Source organism: Achromobacter sp. E1, assembly GCF_037039475.1.
GTDB lineage: Bacteria > Pseudomonadota > Gammaproteobacteria > Burkholderiales > Burkholderiaceae_B > Achromobacter > Achromobacter mucicolens.
This window is the reverse complement of the sequence record NZ_CP146253.1, coordinates 1,666,881-1,682,206: the sequence shown is the minus strand read 5'-3', so window position 1 is coordinate 1,682,206 and position 15,326 is coordinate 1,666,881. Positions and strand designations below refer to the sequence as shown.

Sequence of the window (15,326 nt, the reverse complement as noted above, 5' to 3'; positions counted from 1 at the left end):
GCTTGCCAGGCAGTCCGCAGAGGACTGCCGGTTCAGGATTGCGGATTCAGGAATTCCATGACGCCCGCCGCGCCGGCCATGCCGCTGGCCATGCAGGCCGTCAAGAGGTAGCCGCCTGTCGGCGCTTCCCAATCCAGCATTTCCCCCACGCAAAAAACGCCGGGCACGGCTTTCAGCATCAACCCGGCCGTCAACCCGTCGAATGCCACCCCGCCCGCGGTGCTGATCGCTTCGTCGATCGGACGAGGCCGCAGGAGCGTCAAGGGCAAGGCCTTGATTCGCTGGCCCAGCCGCTCCGGATCCTTGAAGTCGTCGGCACTGGCGCACTCTCTGAGCAAGCCCGCCTTCACGCCCGTCAGCCCCAGGCGGCTTTGCAAGTGGCTCGACATCGAGCGCGCGCCGCGCGGATGCGTCACTGCGGCCATCACCTTCTCGTGAGGCCAGTCCGGCGCAAGGTCCAGCAGGGCCACGGCGCTGCCGCCGGTGTCGATCCGGTCCCGCAGGGGGGCCGACAAGGCATAGACGAGGCTGCCTTCGATCCCGGTTTCCGATATGACGAACTCGCCCTGGCGGCGAAGTCCGCCGCAGGCCATGGACACCGACTTGACGGGCTGACCGGCAAAGCGGCTGCGGAAGTGATCGGACCATGCGACGTCGAACCCGCAATTGGCGGGCCGCAATGCCGCAACCGGCACACCGTGCGACTGGAGATCCGGCACCCAGGCGCCATCGGATCCCAGCTTGGCCCAACTGCCGCCGCCCAGCGCCAGCACGACGGCATCCGCCGCATGCTGCGTCTGGCCGGCGGGCGTCTCGAAGCGCAACGCGTCCACACCGGGCTTGCCGCCGCGCCAGCCGAGCCAGCGGTGCCGCATGTGAAAGCGAACGCCCTGTCCGCGCAGCCGGGCTAGCCACGCGCGCAAAAGCGGCGCGGCCTTCATCTCCTGGGGAAACACTCGACCCGATGAACCCACGAAGGTCTGGATGCCCAACGCGTGAGCCCACTCGCGTAGCGCGGCGGCGCCCATCTTCTGCAGCCACGGCTGCACGAAAGGGGCGCGATCGCCGTAGCGGGCAAGAAAGGGCTCGGCGGGCTCGCTGTGCGTCAAGTTCAGGCCGCCCCGTCCCGCCATCAGGAATTTGCGTCCCACCGAGGGCATGGCGTCGAACACGTCGACCTGCGCCCCCGCTTCGCTAAGCTTTTCGGCGGCCATCAGGCCGGCCGGGCCGCCCCCGATGATGGCAACGCGTTTGGCGGACAGGCTCATGGCGCCGTCGCCTTGGTGACAGGACGCGGAAGGGGAAAAGCGGAACGCATGCGGGAGAAAACCGGGACGAAGATGACGTTCGGACGTCGGGCCGTGGGGACGCAGATTGTCTCATGGCTGCGCCGGCTGGCTACGGGATCGCCCGCTTTGACCGCCCGGAAAGCGCAACGGCGGCCACTTCTTGACCGCCGCCGCCAAGCCCATGTTTTTGCTAGAGAAATTGCATATACGCAGCAGCTATCCCAAGGGTTTTCCACAATCCCTGTGGGTAACTGCCGCGGCGATTCAGGCAAGAATCAGGCGCGCTCGGCCGCCTGCATCGGGCCGGACCAGGGCTCGGCATCCAGCTGGAAACGCAGTTCCTGGTACTCGCCATCGACGGCGACCGTGCGCAGCAGCCCGGCATCCAGCGCCTGCCCCAACGCGCGGCGGCACAGGGTTTCGGGGTCGTCCGGCAGCGACTGGAAGACGCCGTCGGGAATGCGCAGTCTCAGCAAGGCATGGGGATCGCCGCGGTCGGCCGGACGGCCGATATGGATGTGGGCGGGATACCCGTGCGGGCACCAGATGCCCACGTGGTACTTGCCCTCAGCGCCCGTATCAGCAACGTAGCCGGGATGATCGTATTTTGCGGTTCCCATGGACACTCCTTTTGTGCGGCAATGTAGCGCGCGTGACCCATGGTAGCGCAGGGTGGCGGCCGTGTCCGGGCGCGGCTATCGGGGAAACTCCGAACGCACGCGCGGCATGACCCAGCGCAATCGGCAGACGAAAAAAAGCCGCGACGGCGTCGCGGCTTTTTTGCTGTGGACTTGCCGGGGCATGTAAAACGCGCCGCTTGCAAGACCGGGTACTGCTTGAAACTGGTTGCGGGGGCAGGATTTGAACCTACGACCTTCGGGTTATGAGCCCGACGAGCTGCCAGACTGCTCCACCCCGCGTCTGATGTGTGAATCATACATCATTTTGAAATCTTGTGCAGCGCACCCAGGCGAATGTTTCCGTTTTTCGACACGAAACGATGAAAAAAGCCCGCTGCCCGGCGCAGGGCCGAAGGCAAACGGCCTTCGGCATCCAGGCATATCACCTGTGCGCCGCCCAGCGCGATCACGCGCACCGCGCCCCCGTAGGTCACGCCGTGAACCTCCCCTGCGTTCAGGCGAACCGGAACGACGCGATGCAGACCGTTCGCGGCTTCCAGGCCGTTTGCGCCCTCTTCGACGCGCACGCTGCCTTCAGTGCAAACGACGGCGGCGCCTGCGCGCAGCACGAACATCCGGCTGGCGCCGGCGGGAAGATCCAGGCGCTGGCCTGGCAAGTCGGGGGTGGATTGCGGGGTCATGATGATCTCCAGAAGCACCATGACAGGCTACGCGCGCCCTGCTTTGCGCAACAGCCACACAATTCGGCTTTCTGTACCGATGCAGAGGCTCGATTTTGTCGCTGTTATGGTGTACTTTGCCTTCATCTGTGCCTACCCACGGCCCAACGCAGGGGAGCAAGATCGGCGCATGGAACCCCAACCGCTGTACCTTCGCCTGGCCAACCACTACCGGCGCGCCATCCAGACCGGCGTGCTTGCCCCCGCGCAGCGCATGCCGTCCGTCCGCACGCTGGTGCGCACGCATCATGTCAGCCTGTCCACGGCCCTGCAGGCCTGCCGCCAACTCGAGGACGATGGCCTCATCGAGGCCCGCCCCCGCTCCGGCTACTTTGTCCTCAAACCCCGCCGCAACAGCATTCCACCCGTGTCCGAGCCGGACATCCGCCAGACGCTCGGCGCGGCGCAGTATGTCGGCATCCACGATCGCGTCTCGGACTTCATCGCCAAGTGCGAGGCCCATCCTGTCAGCGCCAACTTCGCCCTGGCTGCGGCCGTGCCGCAGGCGTATCCCATGGAGGCGCTCAAGCAGGCAATGACGCGGGCGCTGCGGCAATCGCCCGAGGTGCTGGTCAGCCCGGTGCCGCCCCAAGGGCATCCCGACCTGCGCGGGGTGCTGGCCCGCCGGGCGCTGGCCAATGGCATCAACGCGACGCCGGACGATGTCATCGTCACGCATGGGTGCATCGAAGCCCTGAATCTGGCGCTGCGCGCCGTCGCCCGGCCCGGGGACACCATCGCGGTGGAGTCGCCCGCCTACTTTGGCTTGCTGCAGATCCTGGAAAGCCTGGGAATGCGCGCGCTCGAGATCCCCACCAGCCCGCAGCATGGATTGTCGATCGAAGCCTTGGACCTGGCCTTCCAGACCCACGGCAACATCCGCGCCGTGGTTGTGGTGCCGAACTTCCAGAATCCGTTGGGCTGCGTGATGCCCGACGCGCACAAGGCGCGGCTTGTGGCCCTGTGCGAGCGCCAACAGGTGCCGCTCATCGAGGACGACACCTACGGCGCCCTGACCGACGACGACACGCCGCTGGCGGCCGCCAAATCCTGGGATGCCACCGGCAACGTCATCTATTGCTCTTCGATGCACAAGACGCTGGCGCCGGGCATGCGGCTGGGCTGGCTGCTGGGCGGCCGCTGGAAAGCCCGGATCGCCATGCTCAAGTTCGCGCAAAGCCGCCCCAACGAACCGCTGGCCCAGATCGCAGTGGCGGAGTTCATGGGCTCGCGCGCCTACGACCGCCACCTGGCCCGGCTGCGCCGCGAGTTGAAGACACAGCGCGACCTGACCGCCGAGGCCATCGCCGCGCACTTCCCGCGCGGCACGCGGCTGAGCGTGCCGCAAGGCGGCATGCTGCTCTGGGTGGAAATGCCCGCGGGCGTGTCCGGCATGGACGTCTTCGAGACCGGATTGCGGCAAGGCATACGCGTGGCGCCCGGCGCCATGTTTTCGAATGGCGCCCGCTACGACCACTTCCTGCGTATCAGTTGCGGGCAACGCATCACCCCGGAAGTCTCACACGCACTGGTGGCGCTCGCGCGCATCGTTGAAGAAAGGACAGGATGAACGCGGCACTGCATCAATTCATCGCGGACTACGGCCTGTGGGCCGTGCTGGGCGGAACCTTCCTGGAAGGCGAAAGCGTGGTGGTGTTTGCGGGCTTCCTGGCGCACCAGGGACTGTTCCACCTGCCCTACGTCACGCTCTGCGCGTTCGCTGGCTCGTTCATGGCAGATCAGGTGCTGTTCTACGTGGGACGCCGCTACCGGGACCACCGCTACGTGCAGCGCATACGCGCCAAGCCGGCGTTCCACAGGGCGCTGTCGGCCATCGACCGGTATCCCAACGGTTTCATCCTGGCACTGCGCTTTCTGTATGGCTTGCGCACGGTCGGCCCCGTGGCGCTCGGCATATCCAAGGTGCCGGCCCTGCGCTACCTGGTGTTGAACGCCATCGCGGCCATGATCTGGGCGGTCTGCTTCAGTTTGCTGGGCTTCGTGTTCGGACGGACGATCGAGGCGCTGCTTGGCCGCCTGCACGGCGTGGAAACCAAGCTGGCGGTCGCGGCGGCGCTAGGCGTGCTGGTGTGGCTGGCCTATCGGCTCCATGCGCGCCGCCGCAGATAGCGGCCGGCGCTCAGAAGACCAGCTTGCCGCTGGCCCGCTGCACATGGCGGCGGCGCGCCTTGCGGTACAGGGCGCCGATGATCGGCAGCCGCGCAAGGCGGCGCAGGATCGGGTGGCGCTGATCGAAGTCATGCCACGCCTTGAAGCCGTGGCCCATGCGCTCCCAGCTTTCCCTCGCCTCGGGGGAAAGCTTGCCGGGGTCGAACGCCGCCAGCTTTGCCGCTTCCGAAACGCGCGCCGCGAGGGCGTGGCTCCGGCCTTCCAATGAATACTGATTCCGCATGGGGCCGCATATTACCCGGGCTTGGCCCGTCGTGGCGGCAGTCTGGCTGCGCACCGCGCATGCGCCAGGGAGCCGCTTTTGACCGCTCCTCGCAAGCCGTTGTAATTAAAGGAATTTGGGCATCTATGCCCGCACTATCCCAAGGCTTGTCCACAGAACTTGTGGGTAACTGCCGCCGCGCACATCACTTCAAGGCAGTCACGACCATGTCGCGCACGCTTTCGAAACCCGCGACGTATTGCGGGTTCTCCGAGCGCGCAAGCAGGCTGGAGTAGTTCTGTTCAAGCTGCGCCTCGATGGCCTCGCGCAGCCCCGGCGAACTCTTCACCAATTGCAGCACCGACAGCAGCGTGGCATTGAGCGCATCGATGCGACCGCCCTGATGCGAGATGGTGTGCACGACGACGGCGATCTGTTCCTGGATATCCATGATGTAAAGCCTCCTGGCAATGAAATTTGGCGCAAATCCTAGCATGGCGCCCGCGCGCGTCGGGCCGGGGCCGCAAGTGGCGTCCCCCCTGCCGCGGCTAGGCAAGCACGAGGGTCGGCGCTAGCATGAAGCGTAGCCGCAAGGGCACCGCGGCGCACGCCGCCGGCGCTGCCTTCAGACGCCCGGCACAACCGGAGCGCGCTCATGAAAACGATCCAGAATTACGTCCCGCCCAGCGCCCAGTCGCTGCAACGGCTGCAGGACAGGCTGGGCTACAGCGATGGCAAGATGGCCGAGCTGGCCGGGCTGGACGCATCGACGCCCTGGCCCAGTTATGTCGGCGGCGCCGAGCCGCGCACGCTGGGCCGGCAGCGGCTGTTCTACATGATGGCGCGCCTGACGCTGCAGGAGTCCGAATGGCAGCGCGTGCTGGCCGCCATGCGCGAGGCCGGCGCGCACTTCGATTGCCAGGATCCGCACGCTGGCGACGCGCCGACGCCGCCCGAACCCATGGCGGACGAAGAGCGCAAGTTCGGCATGCTGCTGGTCAGCCGCAACGGCTCGTTCCACGAAATGGAGCAACTGCGTGAATTCGCGCATTTCGCCCATGAGGCGGATGTCAGCCGTTTCGTGCACAGCGCGTTCTATGACAGCGACATCGACCTGTGCCGCTTCAGTTTCGCGGACCACGATGGCCTGGACGACGCCAGCCGCGACCGCATCTTCGACGCAGCCCAGAAAACGATCACGCGCTTCGAGTTCGACGGCCGCATCTATCACGGCGGCATTCCGCCCGAGTCCGACGGCTAACCCCGCCGCATTGACGCGGGCAGGCCGGCGCCTGTACCGTCGCCACTTCGCCATCCGCCCGACGCCATCGCCCACCGCATGAACGAACGACTCGACGCCATCGACCGGCAACTGCTGAGCCTGCTGCAGGCCAATGCGCGCGAACCGGCCGCCATCCTCGCGCGCAAGCTTGGCCTGGCGCGAACCACCGTGGTGGCGCGCATCGCGCGGCTCGAGCGCGAGCGCATCGTCGCGGGCTATGGCGTGCGCCTGGGCCGGCTGCTGGAAGAGGCAGCGGTGCGGGCCTACTGCTTCATCAGCGTGCTGCCCAAGACGCCGGCGGCCGTGATCCGCGAGCTGGAAAAGATGCCCGAGGTCGAAGAGGTGTCTTCCGTCAGCGGCCCCTACGATTACCTGATCTTCCTGCGCTGCGAGACCCATGAGCAGTTGGACGCGCTGCTGGACCGCATCGGGCTCATCGACGGCGTCAAGCAGACCCAGACCTCGATCGTGCTCAGCCGCAAGGTCGACCGGCGCAGCGCGGTCGCCGCGCCCTGACCGGCGGCCTTTGCCCGGACTGCCTTTCCGGCGGGCGCAACATGGTGGTGTAATGGGGGCCTGTCGCGAATCCTGGATTTTTCATGCTTGCTCGCCTTGCCCCTGCCGCCGCCCTCCTCGTCCTGTTGACCGCGTGTTCCAGCATGAGCGAGGTCAAGTCCCTCGAAAAAGACCAATACAGCGTCACCTACAGCTCCGGCACGCAACTGCTGAGCTGGGTCGAGATCAAGATCAAGACATTGGAGCGCGCGGACGAATACTGCCAGTCGCTTGGCCGAAAGCTGGTCAAGCCCAGCGTGACGTCCAACCACGCCACCGGGCTGGGCTCCAAGCGCGCGACGGTCACCTTCGAATGCGCGCCGATCGATCCGCCCAAGCCCGCCGCCCAGTAGATACCCACGGCGCCGTCCGGCTTCGGGTGTAGCATTTCCGCATTCCCCCTCTCTCTGCCTGCATCGTGAACACTCTTCTGCCCGTGGGCATCACCATGGGCGATGCCGCCGGCATCGGTCCCGAAATCGTCGTCAAGGCCTGCGCGCAGGGTTTGGGCGCGCCCTGTGTGGTGTATGGCGACGCGGGTGCGCTGCGCCGGGCGGCCGCGCAGCTTGGCGCCCGCCTGGACATCGTCGAAATCGCCGGCGTCGGCCAGGCTCGGCCCGATGCGGGCTGCATCCAGGTGGCGGCGTGCAGCCTCGCCCTGCCGGCGGACCTGCCGTTGGGACAGGTCAGCGCGCTGGCCGGCCGCGCGGCGTACGATTACGTCTGCGCCGCCATCGACGATGCGCTCGCCGGACGCATCCGCGCCATCGTCACCGCGCCGCTGAACAAGAAGTCCATGCACGAGGCTGGCATCGATTTTCCGGGCCACACCGAAATCCTGGCCGACCGCTCCGGCACGCAGAATTTCGCGATGATGCTGGCCAATGATGAGCTGCGCGTGCTGCTGGTGACGATCCACGTCGCGCTGGCCGATGTCATGGCGCGCATCACCCCGGAATCCGAACTGACTGCGATGCGCCTTGCGCACGACGCCTGCCGCCAGATGGGAATCGCGCAGCCGCGCGTCGCCGTCGCGGGACTGAATCCGCACGCAGGCGAAGGCGGCAAGTTCGGCCGCGAAGACGTGGACATCATCGAGCCGGCCATCGCCGCCGCCCGCGCCGAAGGCATCGATGCCAGCGGCCCCTGGCCGGGCGACACCGTTTTCATGCGCGCCCGCCGCGGCGAATTCGACATCGTCGTGGCGCAATACCATGACCAGGGCCTCATCCCGGTCAAGTACTTGGGCCTGGATCATGGCGTGAACGTCACCGTCGGACTGCCCTTCGTGCGCACCAGCGTTGACCACGGCACCGCGTTCGACATCGCGGGCAAGGGTCTGGCCGACCATGCATCCCTGGTCGCGGCCTTCGACCTCGCACTCGCGATGACGCCCTGAGCGCGTAAAAAGCCGCCGGTTGCCTCAGCGCGCGGACGATTCGCGCGGCCGCGCCACGGCCCGGCCGCGCGCCGGGTCTACAATACGCCCCGTTTCCGGCGCCCTGCGCCACCGCTTTCCGTTCTTCCCTCCCTTCCCATGTCCCGCCTCGTTCGACTCCTGCCTGACCGCTTCACCCTCTACCTGATCTGCACCGTCATCATCGCCAGTTTCCTGCCCGCGCACGGGCAAGGCGTGGTCGTGTTCGGCTGGATCACCAACGTGGCCGTGGGCCTGCTGTTCTTCCTGCACGGGGCGCGCCTTTCCCGTGAGGCCATCATCGCAGGCCTGACGCACTGGAAGCTGCATCTGACCATCTTCTCGGCGACGTTCCTGATGTTCCCGCTGCTGGGGTTGGCGCTGCAGCCGGTGCTCGAGCCGCTGGTCACGCCCGAGTTGTATCTGGGCATCCTGTTCCTGTGCTGCCTGCCGGCCACCGTGCAATCGGCCATCGCGTTCACGTCCATGGCGCGCGGCAACGTCCCGGCCGCCGTGTGCAGCGCGTCGGCGTCGAGCCTGCTTGGCATCTTTCTCACGCCCCTGCTGGTTGGCACGGTCGTGGCCAACGCCGGCAGCGCGCCGATCTCGTTCGATGCGGTCGGCAAGATCATGCTGCAACTGCTGCTGCCGTTCGTGCTGGGCCAGTTCGCGCGGCGCTGGATCGGCGCCTGGGTCCACAAGCGCAAGGCCATGCTCAAGTTCGTGGACCAGGGCTCGATCCTGCTGGTGGTCTACACGGCATTTTCCGAAGCCATCAACGAAGGGCTGTGGAGCAGCACTCCCATCCCCGCGCTGGTTGGCCTGGTCGTATGCTGCTGCGTGATCCTGGCACTGGCGCTGGGCCTGTCGGCCCTGGCCGGCCGGATCTTCGGATTCAGCATCGAAGACCGCATCACGCTGCTTTTCTGCGGCTCGAAAAAGAGCCTGGCCAGCGGCATTCCGATGGCTCAGGTGCTGTTCGCCGGCCACGCCGTGGGTGCGGTGGTGCTGCCGCTGATGCTGTTTCATCAGATCCAGCTGATGGTCTGCGGCGTGCTGGCGGCCCGCTACGGCAAGCGGCCGGATGCGCAGCACTGATCGCTGTCCAGAATGAAAAAACCGCGCTTTGCACACAGCGCGGTTTTTTTATTGGACGGCGGCGGTTGCCAGGATCAGTACATGTCCCGCGGCTGCGCGCCGGAGAAGTTCAGGAAGCGCGTGCTGGAGCCCTGGAACGTCAGCCGCACCGTGCCGATGGGACCGTTACGCTGCTTGCCGATGATGATCTCGGCCGTGCCCTTGTCCGGCGAATCCGGGTTGTAGACCTCGTCGCGATAGATGAACAGGATCACGTCCGCGTCCTGTTCGATAGCGCCCGATTCACGCAGGTCGCTCATCACGGGACGCTTGTTGGGGCGCTGCTCCAGGCTTCGGTTCAGCTGCGACAGCGCGATCAGCGGGCAGTTCAGTTCCTTGGCCAGACCCTTGAGCGAGCGGCTGATTTCCGACACTTCGGTGGCGCGGTTCTCACCGGAGCCGTTGCCCGACATGAGCTGCAGGTAGTCGATGATGATGAGGCCGAGCTGTCCGCACTGGCGCGCCAGACGGCGTGCGCGGGCGCGCACTTCCATCGGGCTGAGCGCGGGCGATTCGTCGATGTAAACCTGCGCGTCCTGCATGAGCTGCACGGCGTGGGTGACGCGCGGCCAGTCTTCGGCGATCAGCTTGCCGGTACGCATGCGGTGCTGGTCCAGCAGCCCCACGGAACCCAGCATACGCATGGCGAGCTGAACCGCGCCCATTTCCATGGAGAACACCGCCACTGGCAGGCCCTCTTCGATGGCGACGTGTTCGCCGATGTTCATGGAGAACGAGGTCTTGCCCATCGACGGGCGTCCCGCCACGATGATGAGGTCGCCGCCCTGCATGCCGGACGTCATCTTGTCCAGGTCGGTAAAGCCCGTGGGCACGCCCGTCACGTCGGACGTGCTCTCGCGGTGATAGAGCTCGTCGATGCGCTCGACCACCTGGGTCAAGAGCGGCTGGATCTCCTGGAAGCCCGCGGCGCCGCGCGCGCCTTCCTGGGCGATCTTGAACACCTTGGACTCGGCCTCGTCCAGCAGTTGGCGCGCTTCCTTGCCCTGCGGGTTCATGGCGGCCGAGGAGATTTCGTCGGCAATGGACACCAGCTTGCGCAGCATGGCGCGCTCGCGCACGATCTCGCCGTAGCGGCGGATGTTGGCGGCCGACGGCGTGTTGTGCGCCAACGCGTTCAGGTACGCCAGCCCGCCGGACTCTTCGGCCTTGCCCGCGCTGACGAGGGATTCGTGCACGGTGATGACGTCGGCCGGGCGCGCCAGACCGATCAGGCGAGCGATGTGGTGCCAGATCAGCCGGTGGTCGTGCCGGTAGAAGTCTTCTTCGAGGAGCACGTCCGCGATGCGGTCCCATGCGGCGTTGTCCAGCAGCAGTCCGCCCAGGACCGACTGCTCGGCCTCGATGGAATGGGGGGGGACGCGCAGGTACTCGAGCTGGGAATCGGCGGGTGTGTTCATGGCTTCAATAGTAACGGCTGCAGGATATCCGCGACGCGGAAAAACCCTTGGATATCGCGCGAGGGAAAACGGGCGAGGACCGGGCGCAGGGGCATGGCGATGCCGCACAGCACGCGCGCCAGCCGCCTCAAGCGGATGCGCACTTCGGGATCCGGATTGCTCTCCAGGTAGACGTCCAGCGCCAACTTGCCCAGCGACCTGGCGTCGTCGTCTTCGAGTTTACGCAAGGAGACCAGCGAGGCCAGCATCTGGAACAGGTCGTACGCTTGCGCAAGCGGCCGGGACAGCGTCGCGCCGATGTTTTCCTCGAAGTCGATCCGCCAGATCTCGCCGTCGCGCAACGTCACGTTGCGGATCTGCGCCCCGCCATGCCACATGCCGCGCACATGGAAAGCGGCCAGGTCGGCCGCGGCGGCGCGCGTGAGCCACAGGCGCGAGGTGGAGTCTTCGTTGCGGATGAGATCGGCCAGGTCTTCGCCCACGAACTCCAGCACAAGCAGGTTCTGCTCGCGCCACCAGACTTCGGGGACACGGGCCCCGGCTTGCAGCAACTGCGCCAGACGCTGCCCTTCGTGGGCCAGGCCATTGCGCAGCAGCACGCTGGGGCGCGGAAACTCGCCCAGGAACACCTTGCAGCCCACGGCGAGGAACAAGGCGCGCACGTAGCGCAGGACATAGCTCACGCCCTGCAGGATGCCGGGCCGGCGCCGCTTGATGATGCAGCGCACGCCATCTATCGTCACATCGCGCACCGAAGGTTCACGCGACGCATCCACGCTGTCGAGCCAGGCTCGCAATCCGGGCGGGGCGTTGTGGTGGACAGGCGGATGAGTCAAGAGGTCCTCGGTAATGACAGCGTACAGCGAGGGTGTGGGGCCACGCACCCTTCAGCAGAAAATGGGCCCATTGCCGCGAAAAGAAAAAAAGCCGGCACGCGGGCCGGCTTCTTTTTACCGCGACTGCCGGATCAGGACAGTTCGCCTTCGACCAGCACCGTGATGTCGACCACGACGTCGGCGTGCAGGGCGACCTGGACCGGGTACTCGCCGATGGCCTTGAGCTGGCCATTGGGCAGACGGACCTGAGCCTTTTCGACGGCTTCGAACGAAGCCTTCTTCAGACCTTCGGCGATGTCGGCGTTGGTGACCGAACCGAACAGACGGCCGTCGACGCCGGCCTTCTGAACGATCTTGAGCTGGTAGCCGTTCATGCGCTCGCCCAGTGCTTGGGAAGCGGCCAGCTTTTCAGCCTGGGCCTTTTCCAGTTCGGCGCGGCGGGCTTCGAATTCCTTCAGGGCGGCGTCGGTTGCGCGACGGGCCTTCTTCTGGGGAATCAGGAAGTTGCGGGCGTAGCCATCACGCACGCGCACGACTTCACCCAGGTTGCCCAGGTTGACGACTTTTTCGAGCAGAATAACTTGCATTTCAGTGCCCCGGATTAGTTGTGGTTGTCGGTGTAAGGCAACAGAGCCAGGAAGCGCGCGCGCTTGATGGCGGTGTCCAGCTGGCGCTGGTAGATTGCCTTGGTGCCGGTCAGGCGAGCCGGGATGATCTTGCCGTTTTCTTGCACGAAGTCGCGCAGGGTGTCCAGATCCTTGTAGTCGATCTCTTCGACGCCGGCTGCGGTGAAGCGGCAGAACTTACGACGCTTGAAGAGCGGGTTCTGCTGCGTGAATTTGCGTTTTTCTTTGCGTTTTCCGAAGAAAGCCATGATATGTGCCTTTATGTTTGAGGGGACTGGGTCATTGCCCACTTCCCCATAACCTATCCGTATTCAGAAGGCGCTCTCGCACCCTGGGTCTCATTCGCTTCAAGCCACCTGCGGATCGCGTCCGGCGCTTGCCTTGATCTTGCGTGCCTGCTGCAGATGCAGCTTGATCTTCACCGAGTCCTTGCGGGTGGGAGCCAAAAACCCCTGCACCAGCAATTCGGACCCTAACGCGGTGGCCTTCAACAGCAGCGCCAGATCTCCCAGTGCCACGGCGGCGATCGTCAGTTCGACACGGCGCGGGTGGCCGGCTTCGATGACCTCCGACTCGTGCGCCAGCAGCATTTCGAGTGCTGGCAGACCGGCGGGCGTGTGGCGCAAAGGCTCGCATTCGAGAACGCGTGCGCTGAGTTCCAGCTTGTTCATCCTGCCTGGTACCGAGGGGACTTGTTGCGTTGAGCTCTGCGTGAGCGTGCTTACTCGGCCTGAGCCGGGGCAGCTTCCGCCGAAGCCTTGCGGGCTTCTTCGCGCTCGACCGACTTCATCATGATCGACGGGGTGGTCTGGGCCTTCTTGGTCTTGATGACCAGGTGGCGCAGCACGGCGTCGTTGTAGCGGAACGAGTGTTCCAGCTCATCCAGCGTGGCTTGGCCGCACTCGATGTTCAGGCAGACGTAGTGAGCCTTGACGAGCTTCTGGATCGGGTAGGCCAGTTGACGGCGGCCCCAGTCTTCCAGGCGATGGATCGAGCCGCCTTGGCCCGTGACCAGTGCTTGGTAACGCTCGACCATGGCGGGCACTTGCTCGCTTTGGTCGGGGTGAACGATAAACACTACTTCGTAGTGACGCATGGGTAAAACTCCTTGAGGATGTCTTGCTGGCAGTTCGTCTTGCACCCGCGCTTTCCATCATGGGTGGATCAAGGATCATCGACGATCGCCGCAAGGGGCAGCCCGCTACCCAAAAACCATGGGAGGTCGAGCAAGAAAGCTCTCGATTATCACCGATTGAGCGATCCCGTGCAAGCCGATGAAAGCTCAGGAAATAAGGGACGCGTTACCGGCAGAGGCCTGCCCGTCGGCGGCGGGCAGATCGGACTGGCCAATGGGCCGCGGCCGGTTCACGGCGCTGACCATGACGTAGCTGATGATCATCAGCAGGAACCAGGACCCCAGCTTGGCGATGGACACCACCTGCCACACGTGCGACTGGTTGGGATAGCGCCACGCATTGGCGAAGGTGCCGATGTTCTCGGCGAACCAGATGAACAGCGCCACCAGCACGAAGCCCAAGAGGAGCGGCATGCGCCGGTAGACCTGCCAGATGCGGAAATACACCCACGTGCGCGCGAACAGCATGGCCGTCATCGCGAACAGCGCCCACCGGAAGTCCCAGACGTAATGGTGCGCGAAGAAATTCAGGTAGATCAGCACCGACAGCGCCACCGTCGCGGCCAGCGGCGGATGCGCCCGAAAGCGAAAGTCGAAAAGGCGCCACACACGGGCAAGATAGCTGCCCACCGCGGCATACATGAAGCCCGTAAAGAGCGGCACGCCGCCAATGCGCAGCACGCTCGCCTCGGGATAGATCCACGAGCCGGCGGCGGTCTTGAAGATTTCCATGCAGGTGCCGACCACATGGAACATCAGGATAACGCGGGCCTCGCTCCAGGTTTCCATGCGCAGCGCAAGCAACGCGGCCTGGATGCCCAGCGCCGCCAGCGTCAGGAAGTCGTAGCGCGCCAGGGCGGCATCCTTGGGATACCACCAGTGCGTACCTAACAGCAGCGCGCACATCAGGCCGCCAAAAAGGCAGGCCCACGCCTGTTTCACGCCAAAGCGGAAGAACTCGTACAGCGCCACGCCAAGGCGGCCCCGGCTGGCCAGATTGCTGGCCAGCCGCGCTTCCCATTGCTGCAGGCCTGCAATGAGCGGCCAGTCGCTGGCCGCCGGATGGCGCATTGGCGCTCAGCCTTCGACGACGGCGTATGCCGAGTGGTTGTGGATGGACTCGAAGTTCTCGGCTTCGACGCGATAGCGCGCGATGCCGGGGTGGGCGTTCAGGCGGGCGGCCACGTCGCGCACCAGGTCTTCGACGAACTTGGGGTTGTCGTAGGCGCGCTCGGTGACGAACTTTTCGTCGGGGCGCTTGAGCAGGCCCCACAGTTCGCAGGAGCCTTCGTCTTCGATCAGGCGGATCACGCCGTCCATCGAGATGTCTTCGTTCAGGATGGCCGAGACCGTAACGTGCGAACGCTGGTTGTGCGCGCCGTACTCGGAGATGGCCTTGGAACACGGGCACAGGCTGGTGACGGGCACCTGCACCACGAGCTCGAACTCGACCCGGTCGGCCTGTGCGCGCGCGATCCACTGGACCTCGTAGTCGAGCAGGCTCTGCACGCCGGAGATCGGCGCGGACTTGTTGATGAAGTAAGGGAACGAAGCCGTAATGTCGCCGCGCTCGGCATGCAAGAGCGGCAGCATGTCGGCCGCCATGGTGCGGAACAGCGCCGGCGTCATGGGCGTGCTGCGGTATTTTTCGAGCAGGGCCACGAAGCGGGACATGTGCGTGCCCTTTTCTTCGGGCGGCAGGGCCACGGTCAGCGTCCAGTTGGCGACCGTGCCTTGCGCCGAGCCGTCGCCGCTTTGGACCAGCATGGGGTGACGCACGCCGCGGATGCCGACGCGCTGGATCGGGATATGCCGCGTGTCCGTGGCGCTCTGGACGTCGGGCATCACGATGGCGGGGTCGATCGGAGAATTCATTTCG

Annotated in this window: 20 protein-coding genes and 1 tRNA gene; 7 read left to right on the top strand and 14 right to left on the bottom strand. The window is 65.5% G+C overall.

Annotated features, from left to right (window positions below; genetic code table 11):
• Positions 1-32: 32 nt before the first annotated feature.
• From V6V88_RS07675 to V6V88_RS07660, 4 genes are all read right to left on the bottom strand, one after another.
• A complete protein-coding gene (locus V6V88_RS07675; RefSeq protein WP_338618700.1) occupies positions 33-1,268 on the bottom strand; it encodes a TIGR03862 family flavoprotein in 1,236 nt (411 codons plus the stop codon).
• Positions 1,269-1,564: 296 nt separating this feature from the next.
• Positions 1,565-1,909: a hypothetical protein gene (locus V6V88_RS07670; protein WP_056322501.1), complete on the bottom strand. Its 345-nt coding sequence runs from the start codon at positions 1,907-1,909 to the stop codon at positions 1,565-1,567.
• Between the two features lie 223 nt (positions 1,910-2,132).
• Positions 2,133-2,209, bottom strand: a tRNA-Met gene (locus tag V6V88_RS07665).
• A gap of 20 nt (positions 2,210-2,229) precedes the next feature.
• Positions 2,230-2,544: a hypothetical protein gene (locus tag V6V88_RS07660; protein WP_223574768.1), complete on the bottom strand. Its 315-nt coding sequence runs from the start codon at positions 2,542-2,544 to the stop codon at positions 2,230-2,232.
• Between the two features lie 235 nt (positions 2,545-2,779).
• Between V6V88_RS07660 and V6V88_RS07655 the strand changes: the two genes are divergently transcribed.
• Together V6V88_RS07655 and V6V88_RS07650 are read left to right on the top strand one after the other, a co-directional pair.
• A complete protein-coding gene (locus V6V88_RS07655; RefSeq protein ID WP_062838669.1) occupies positions 2,780-4,219 on the top strand; it encodes a PLP-dependent aminotransferase family protein in 1,440 nt (479 codons plus the stop codon).
• Complete coding sequence (locus tag V6V88_RS07650; protein ID WP_223574766.1) at positions 4,216-4,779, top strand: DedA family protein; 564 nt, start codon at positions 4,216-4,218, stop codon at positions 4,777-4,779. The genes V6V88_RS07655 and V6V88_RS07650 overlap by 4 nt, the downstream gene beginning before the upstream one ends.
• 10 nt (positions 4,780-4,789) lie before the next feature.
• Here V6V88_RS07650 and V6V88_RS07645 read toward each other — a convergent pair whose 3' ends face one another.
• Both V6V88_RS07645 and V6V88_RS07640 read right to left on the bottom strand, forming a co-directional pair.
• Positions 4,790-5,062, bottom strand: a complete 273-nt coding sequence (locus tag V6V88_RS07645; RefSeq protein ID WP_056322493.1) for a hypothetical protein — start codon at positions 5,060-5,062, stop codon at positions 4,790-4,792.
• A 184-nt stretch (positions 5,063-5,246) separates the two neighbouring features.
• The gene (locus V6V88_RS07640) at positions 5,247-5,492 is read right to left on the bottom strand and encodes a hypothetical protein (RefSeq protein WP_056322490.1); all 246 of its coding nucleotides are present in this window, start codon (positions 5,490-5,492) and stop codon (positions 5,247-5,249) included.
• 204 nt (positions 5,493-5,696) lie between these two features.
• Between V6V88_RS07640 and V6V88_RS07635 the strand changes: the two genes are divergently transcribed.
• From V6V88_RS07635 to V6V88_RS07615, 5 genes are all read left to right on the top strand, one after another.
• Positions 5,697-6,302, top strand: a complete 606-nt coding sequence (locus tag V6V88_RS07635; protein WP_062838667.1) for a hypothetical protein — start codon at positions 5,697-5,699, stop codon at positions 6,300-6,302.
• A gap of 78 nt (positions 6,303-6,380) precedes the next feature.
• Positions 6,381-6,839 (top strand): Lrp/AsnC family transcriptional regulator, encoded by a 459-nt coding sequence (locus V6V88_RS07630; RefSeq protein WP_056322485.1) that lies wholly within the window; start codon positions 6,381-6,383, stop codon positions 6,837-6,839.
• An 83-nt stretch (positions 6,840-6,922) separates the two neighbouring features.
• Positions 6,923-7,231, top strand: coding sequence for a hypothetical protein (locus tag V6V88_RS07625; RefSeq protein ID WP_062838666.1), 309 nt, complete (start codon positions 6,923-6,925; stop codon positions 7,229-7,231).
• A gap of 65 nt (positions 7,232-7,296) precedes the next feature.
• A complete protein-coding gene (gene pdxA / locus V6V88_RS07620; RefSeq protein ID WP_081100849.1) occupies positions 7,297-8,277 on the top strand; it encodes a 4-hydroxythreonine-4-phosphate dehydrogenase PdxA in 981 nt (326 codons plus the stop codon).
• Positions 8,278-8,415: 138 nt separating this feature from the next.
• Positions 8,416-9,393, top strand: coding sequence for a bile acid:sodium symporter family protein (locus tag V6V88_RS07615; RefSeq protein WP_062838665.1), 978 nt, complete (start codon positions 8,416-8,418; stop codon positions 9,391-9,393).
• 74 nt (positions 9,394-9,467) lie between these two features.
• On the opposite strand, the gene V6V88_RS07610 is transcribed toward V6V88_RS07615, so the two are convergent.
• From V6V88_RS07610 to folE2, 8 genes are all read right to left on the bottom strand, one after another.
• A complete protein-coding gene (locus tag V6V88_RS07610; protein ID WP_056322477.1) occupies positions 9,468-10,850 on the bottom strand; it encodes a replicative DNA helicase in 1,383 nt (460 codons plus the stop codon).
• On the bottom strand, positions 10,847-11,686 hold the full coding sequence (locus V6V88_RS07605) for an RIO1 family regulatory kinase/ATPase (protein ID WP_223574764.1): 840 nt from the start codon (positions 11,684-11,686) through the stop codon (positions 10,847-10,849). The genes V6V88_RS07610 and V6V88_RS07605 overlap by 4 nt, the downstream gene beginning before the upstream one ends.
• A 131-nt stretch (positions 11,687-11,817) precedes the next feature.
• Complete coding sequence (rplI, locus tag V6V88_RS07600) at positions 11,818-12,273, bottom strand: 50S ribosomal protein L9 (RefSeq protein WP_056322471.1); 456 nt, start codon at positions 12,271-12,273, stop codon at positions 11,818-11,820.
• A 14-nt stretch (positions 12,274-12,287) separates the two neighbouring features.
• A complete protein-coding gene (rpsR, locus tag V6V88_RS07595) occupies positions 12,288-12,560 on the bottom strand; it encodes a 30S ribosomal protein S18 (RefSeq protein ID WP_006218308.1) in 273 nt (90 codons plus the stop codon).
• 99 nt (positions 12,561-12,659) lie between these two features.
• Entirely contained in the window at positions 12,660-12,983 is a 324-nt protein-coding gene (gene priB, locus V6V88_RS07590) for a primosomal replication protein N (RefSeq protein WP_338618687.1), read from the bottom strand.
• Positions 12,984-13,033: 50 nt separating this feature from the next.
• Complete coding sequence (gene rpsF / locus V6V88_RS07585; RefSeq protein WP_056322467.1) at positions 13,034-13,408, bottom strand: 30S ribosomal protein S6; 375 nt, start codon at positions 13,406-13,408, stop codon at positions 13,034-13,036.
• A 186-nt stretch (positions 13,409-13,594) separates the two neighbouring features.
• Entirely contained in the window at positions 13,595-14,518 is a 924-nt protein-coding gene (locus V6V88_RS07580; protein ID WP_152383817.1) for a DUF817 domain-containing protein, read from the bottom strand.
• 6 nt (positions 14,519-14,524) lie between these two features.
• Positions 14,525-15,322, bottom strand: coding sequence for a GTP cyclohydrolase FolE2 (gene folE2 / locus V6V88_RS07575; protein WP_142049988.1), 798 nt, complete (start codon positions 15,320-15,322; stop codon positions 14,525-14,527).
• Positions 15,323-15,326: the final 4 nt, after the last annotated feature.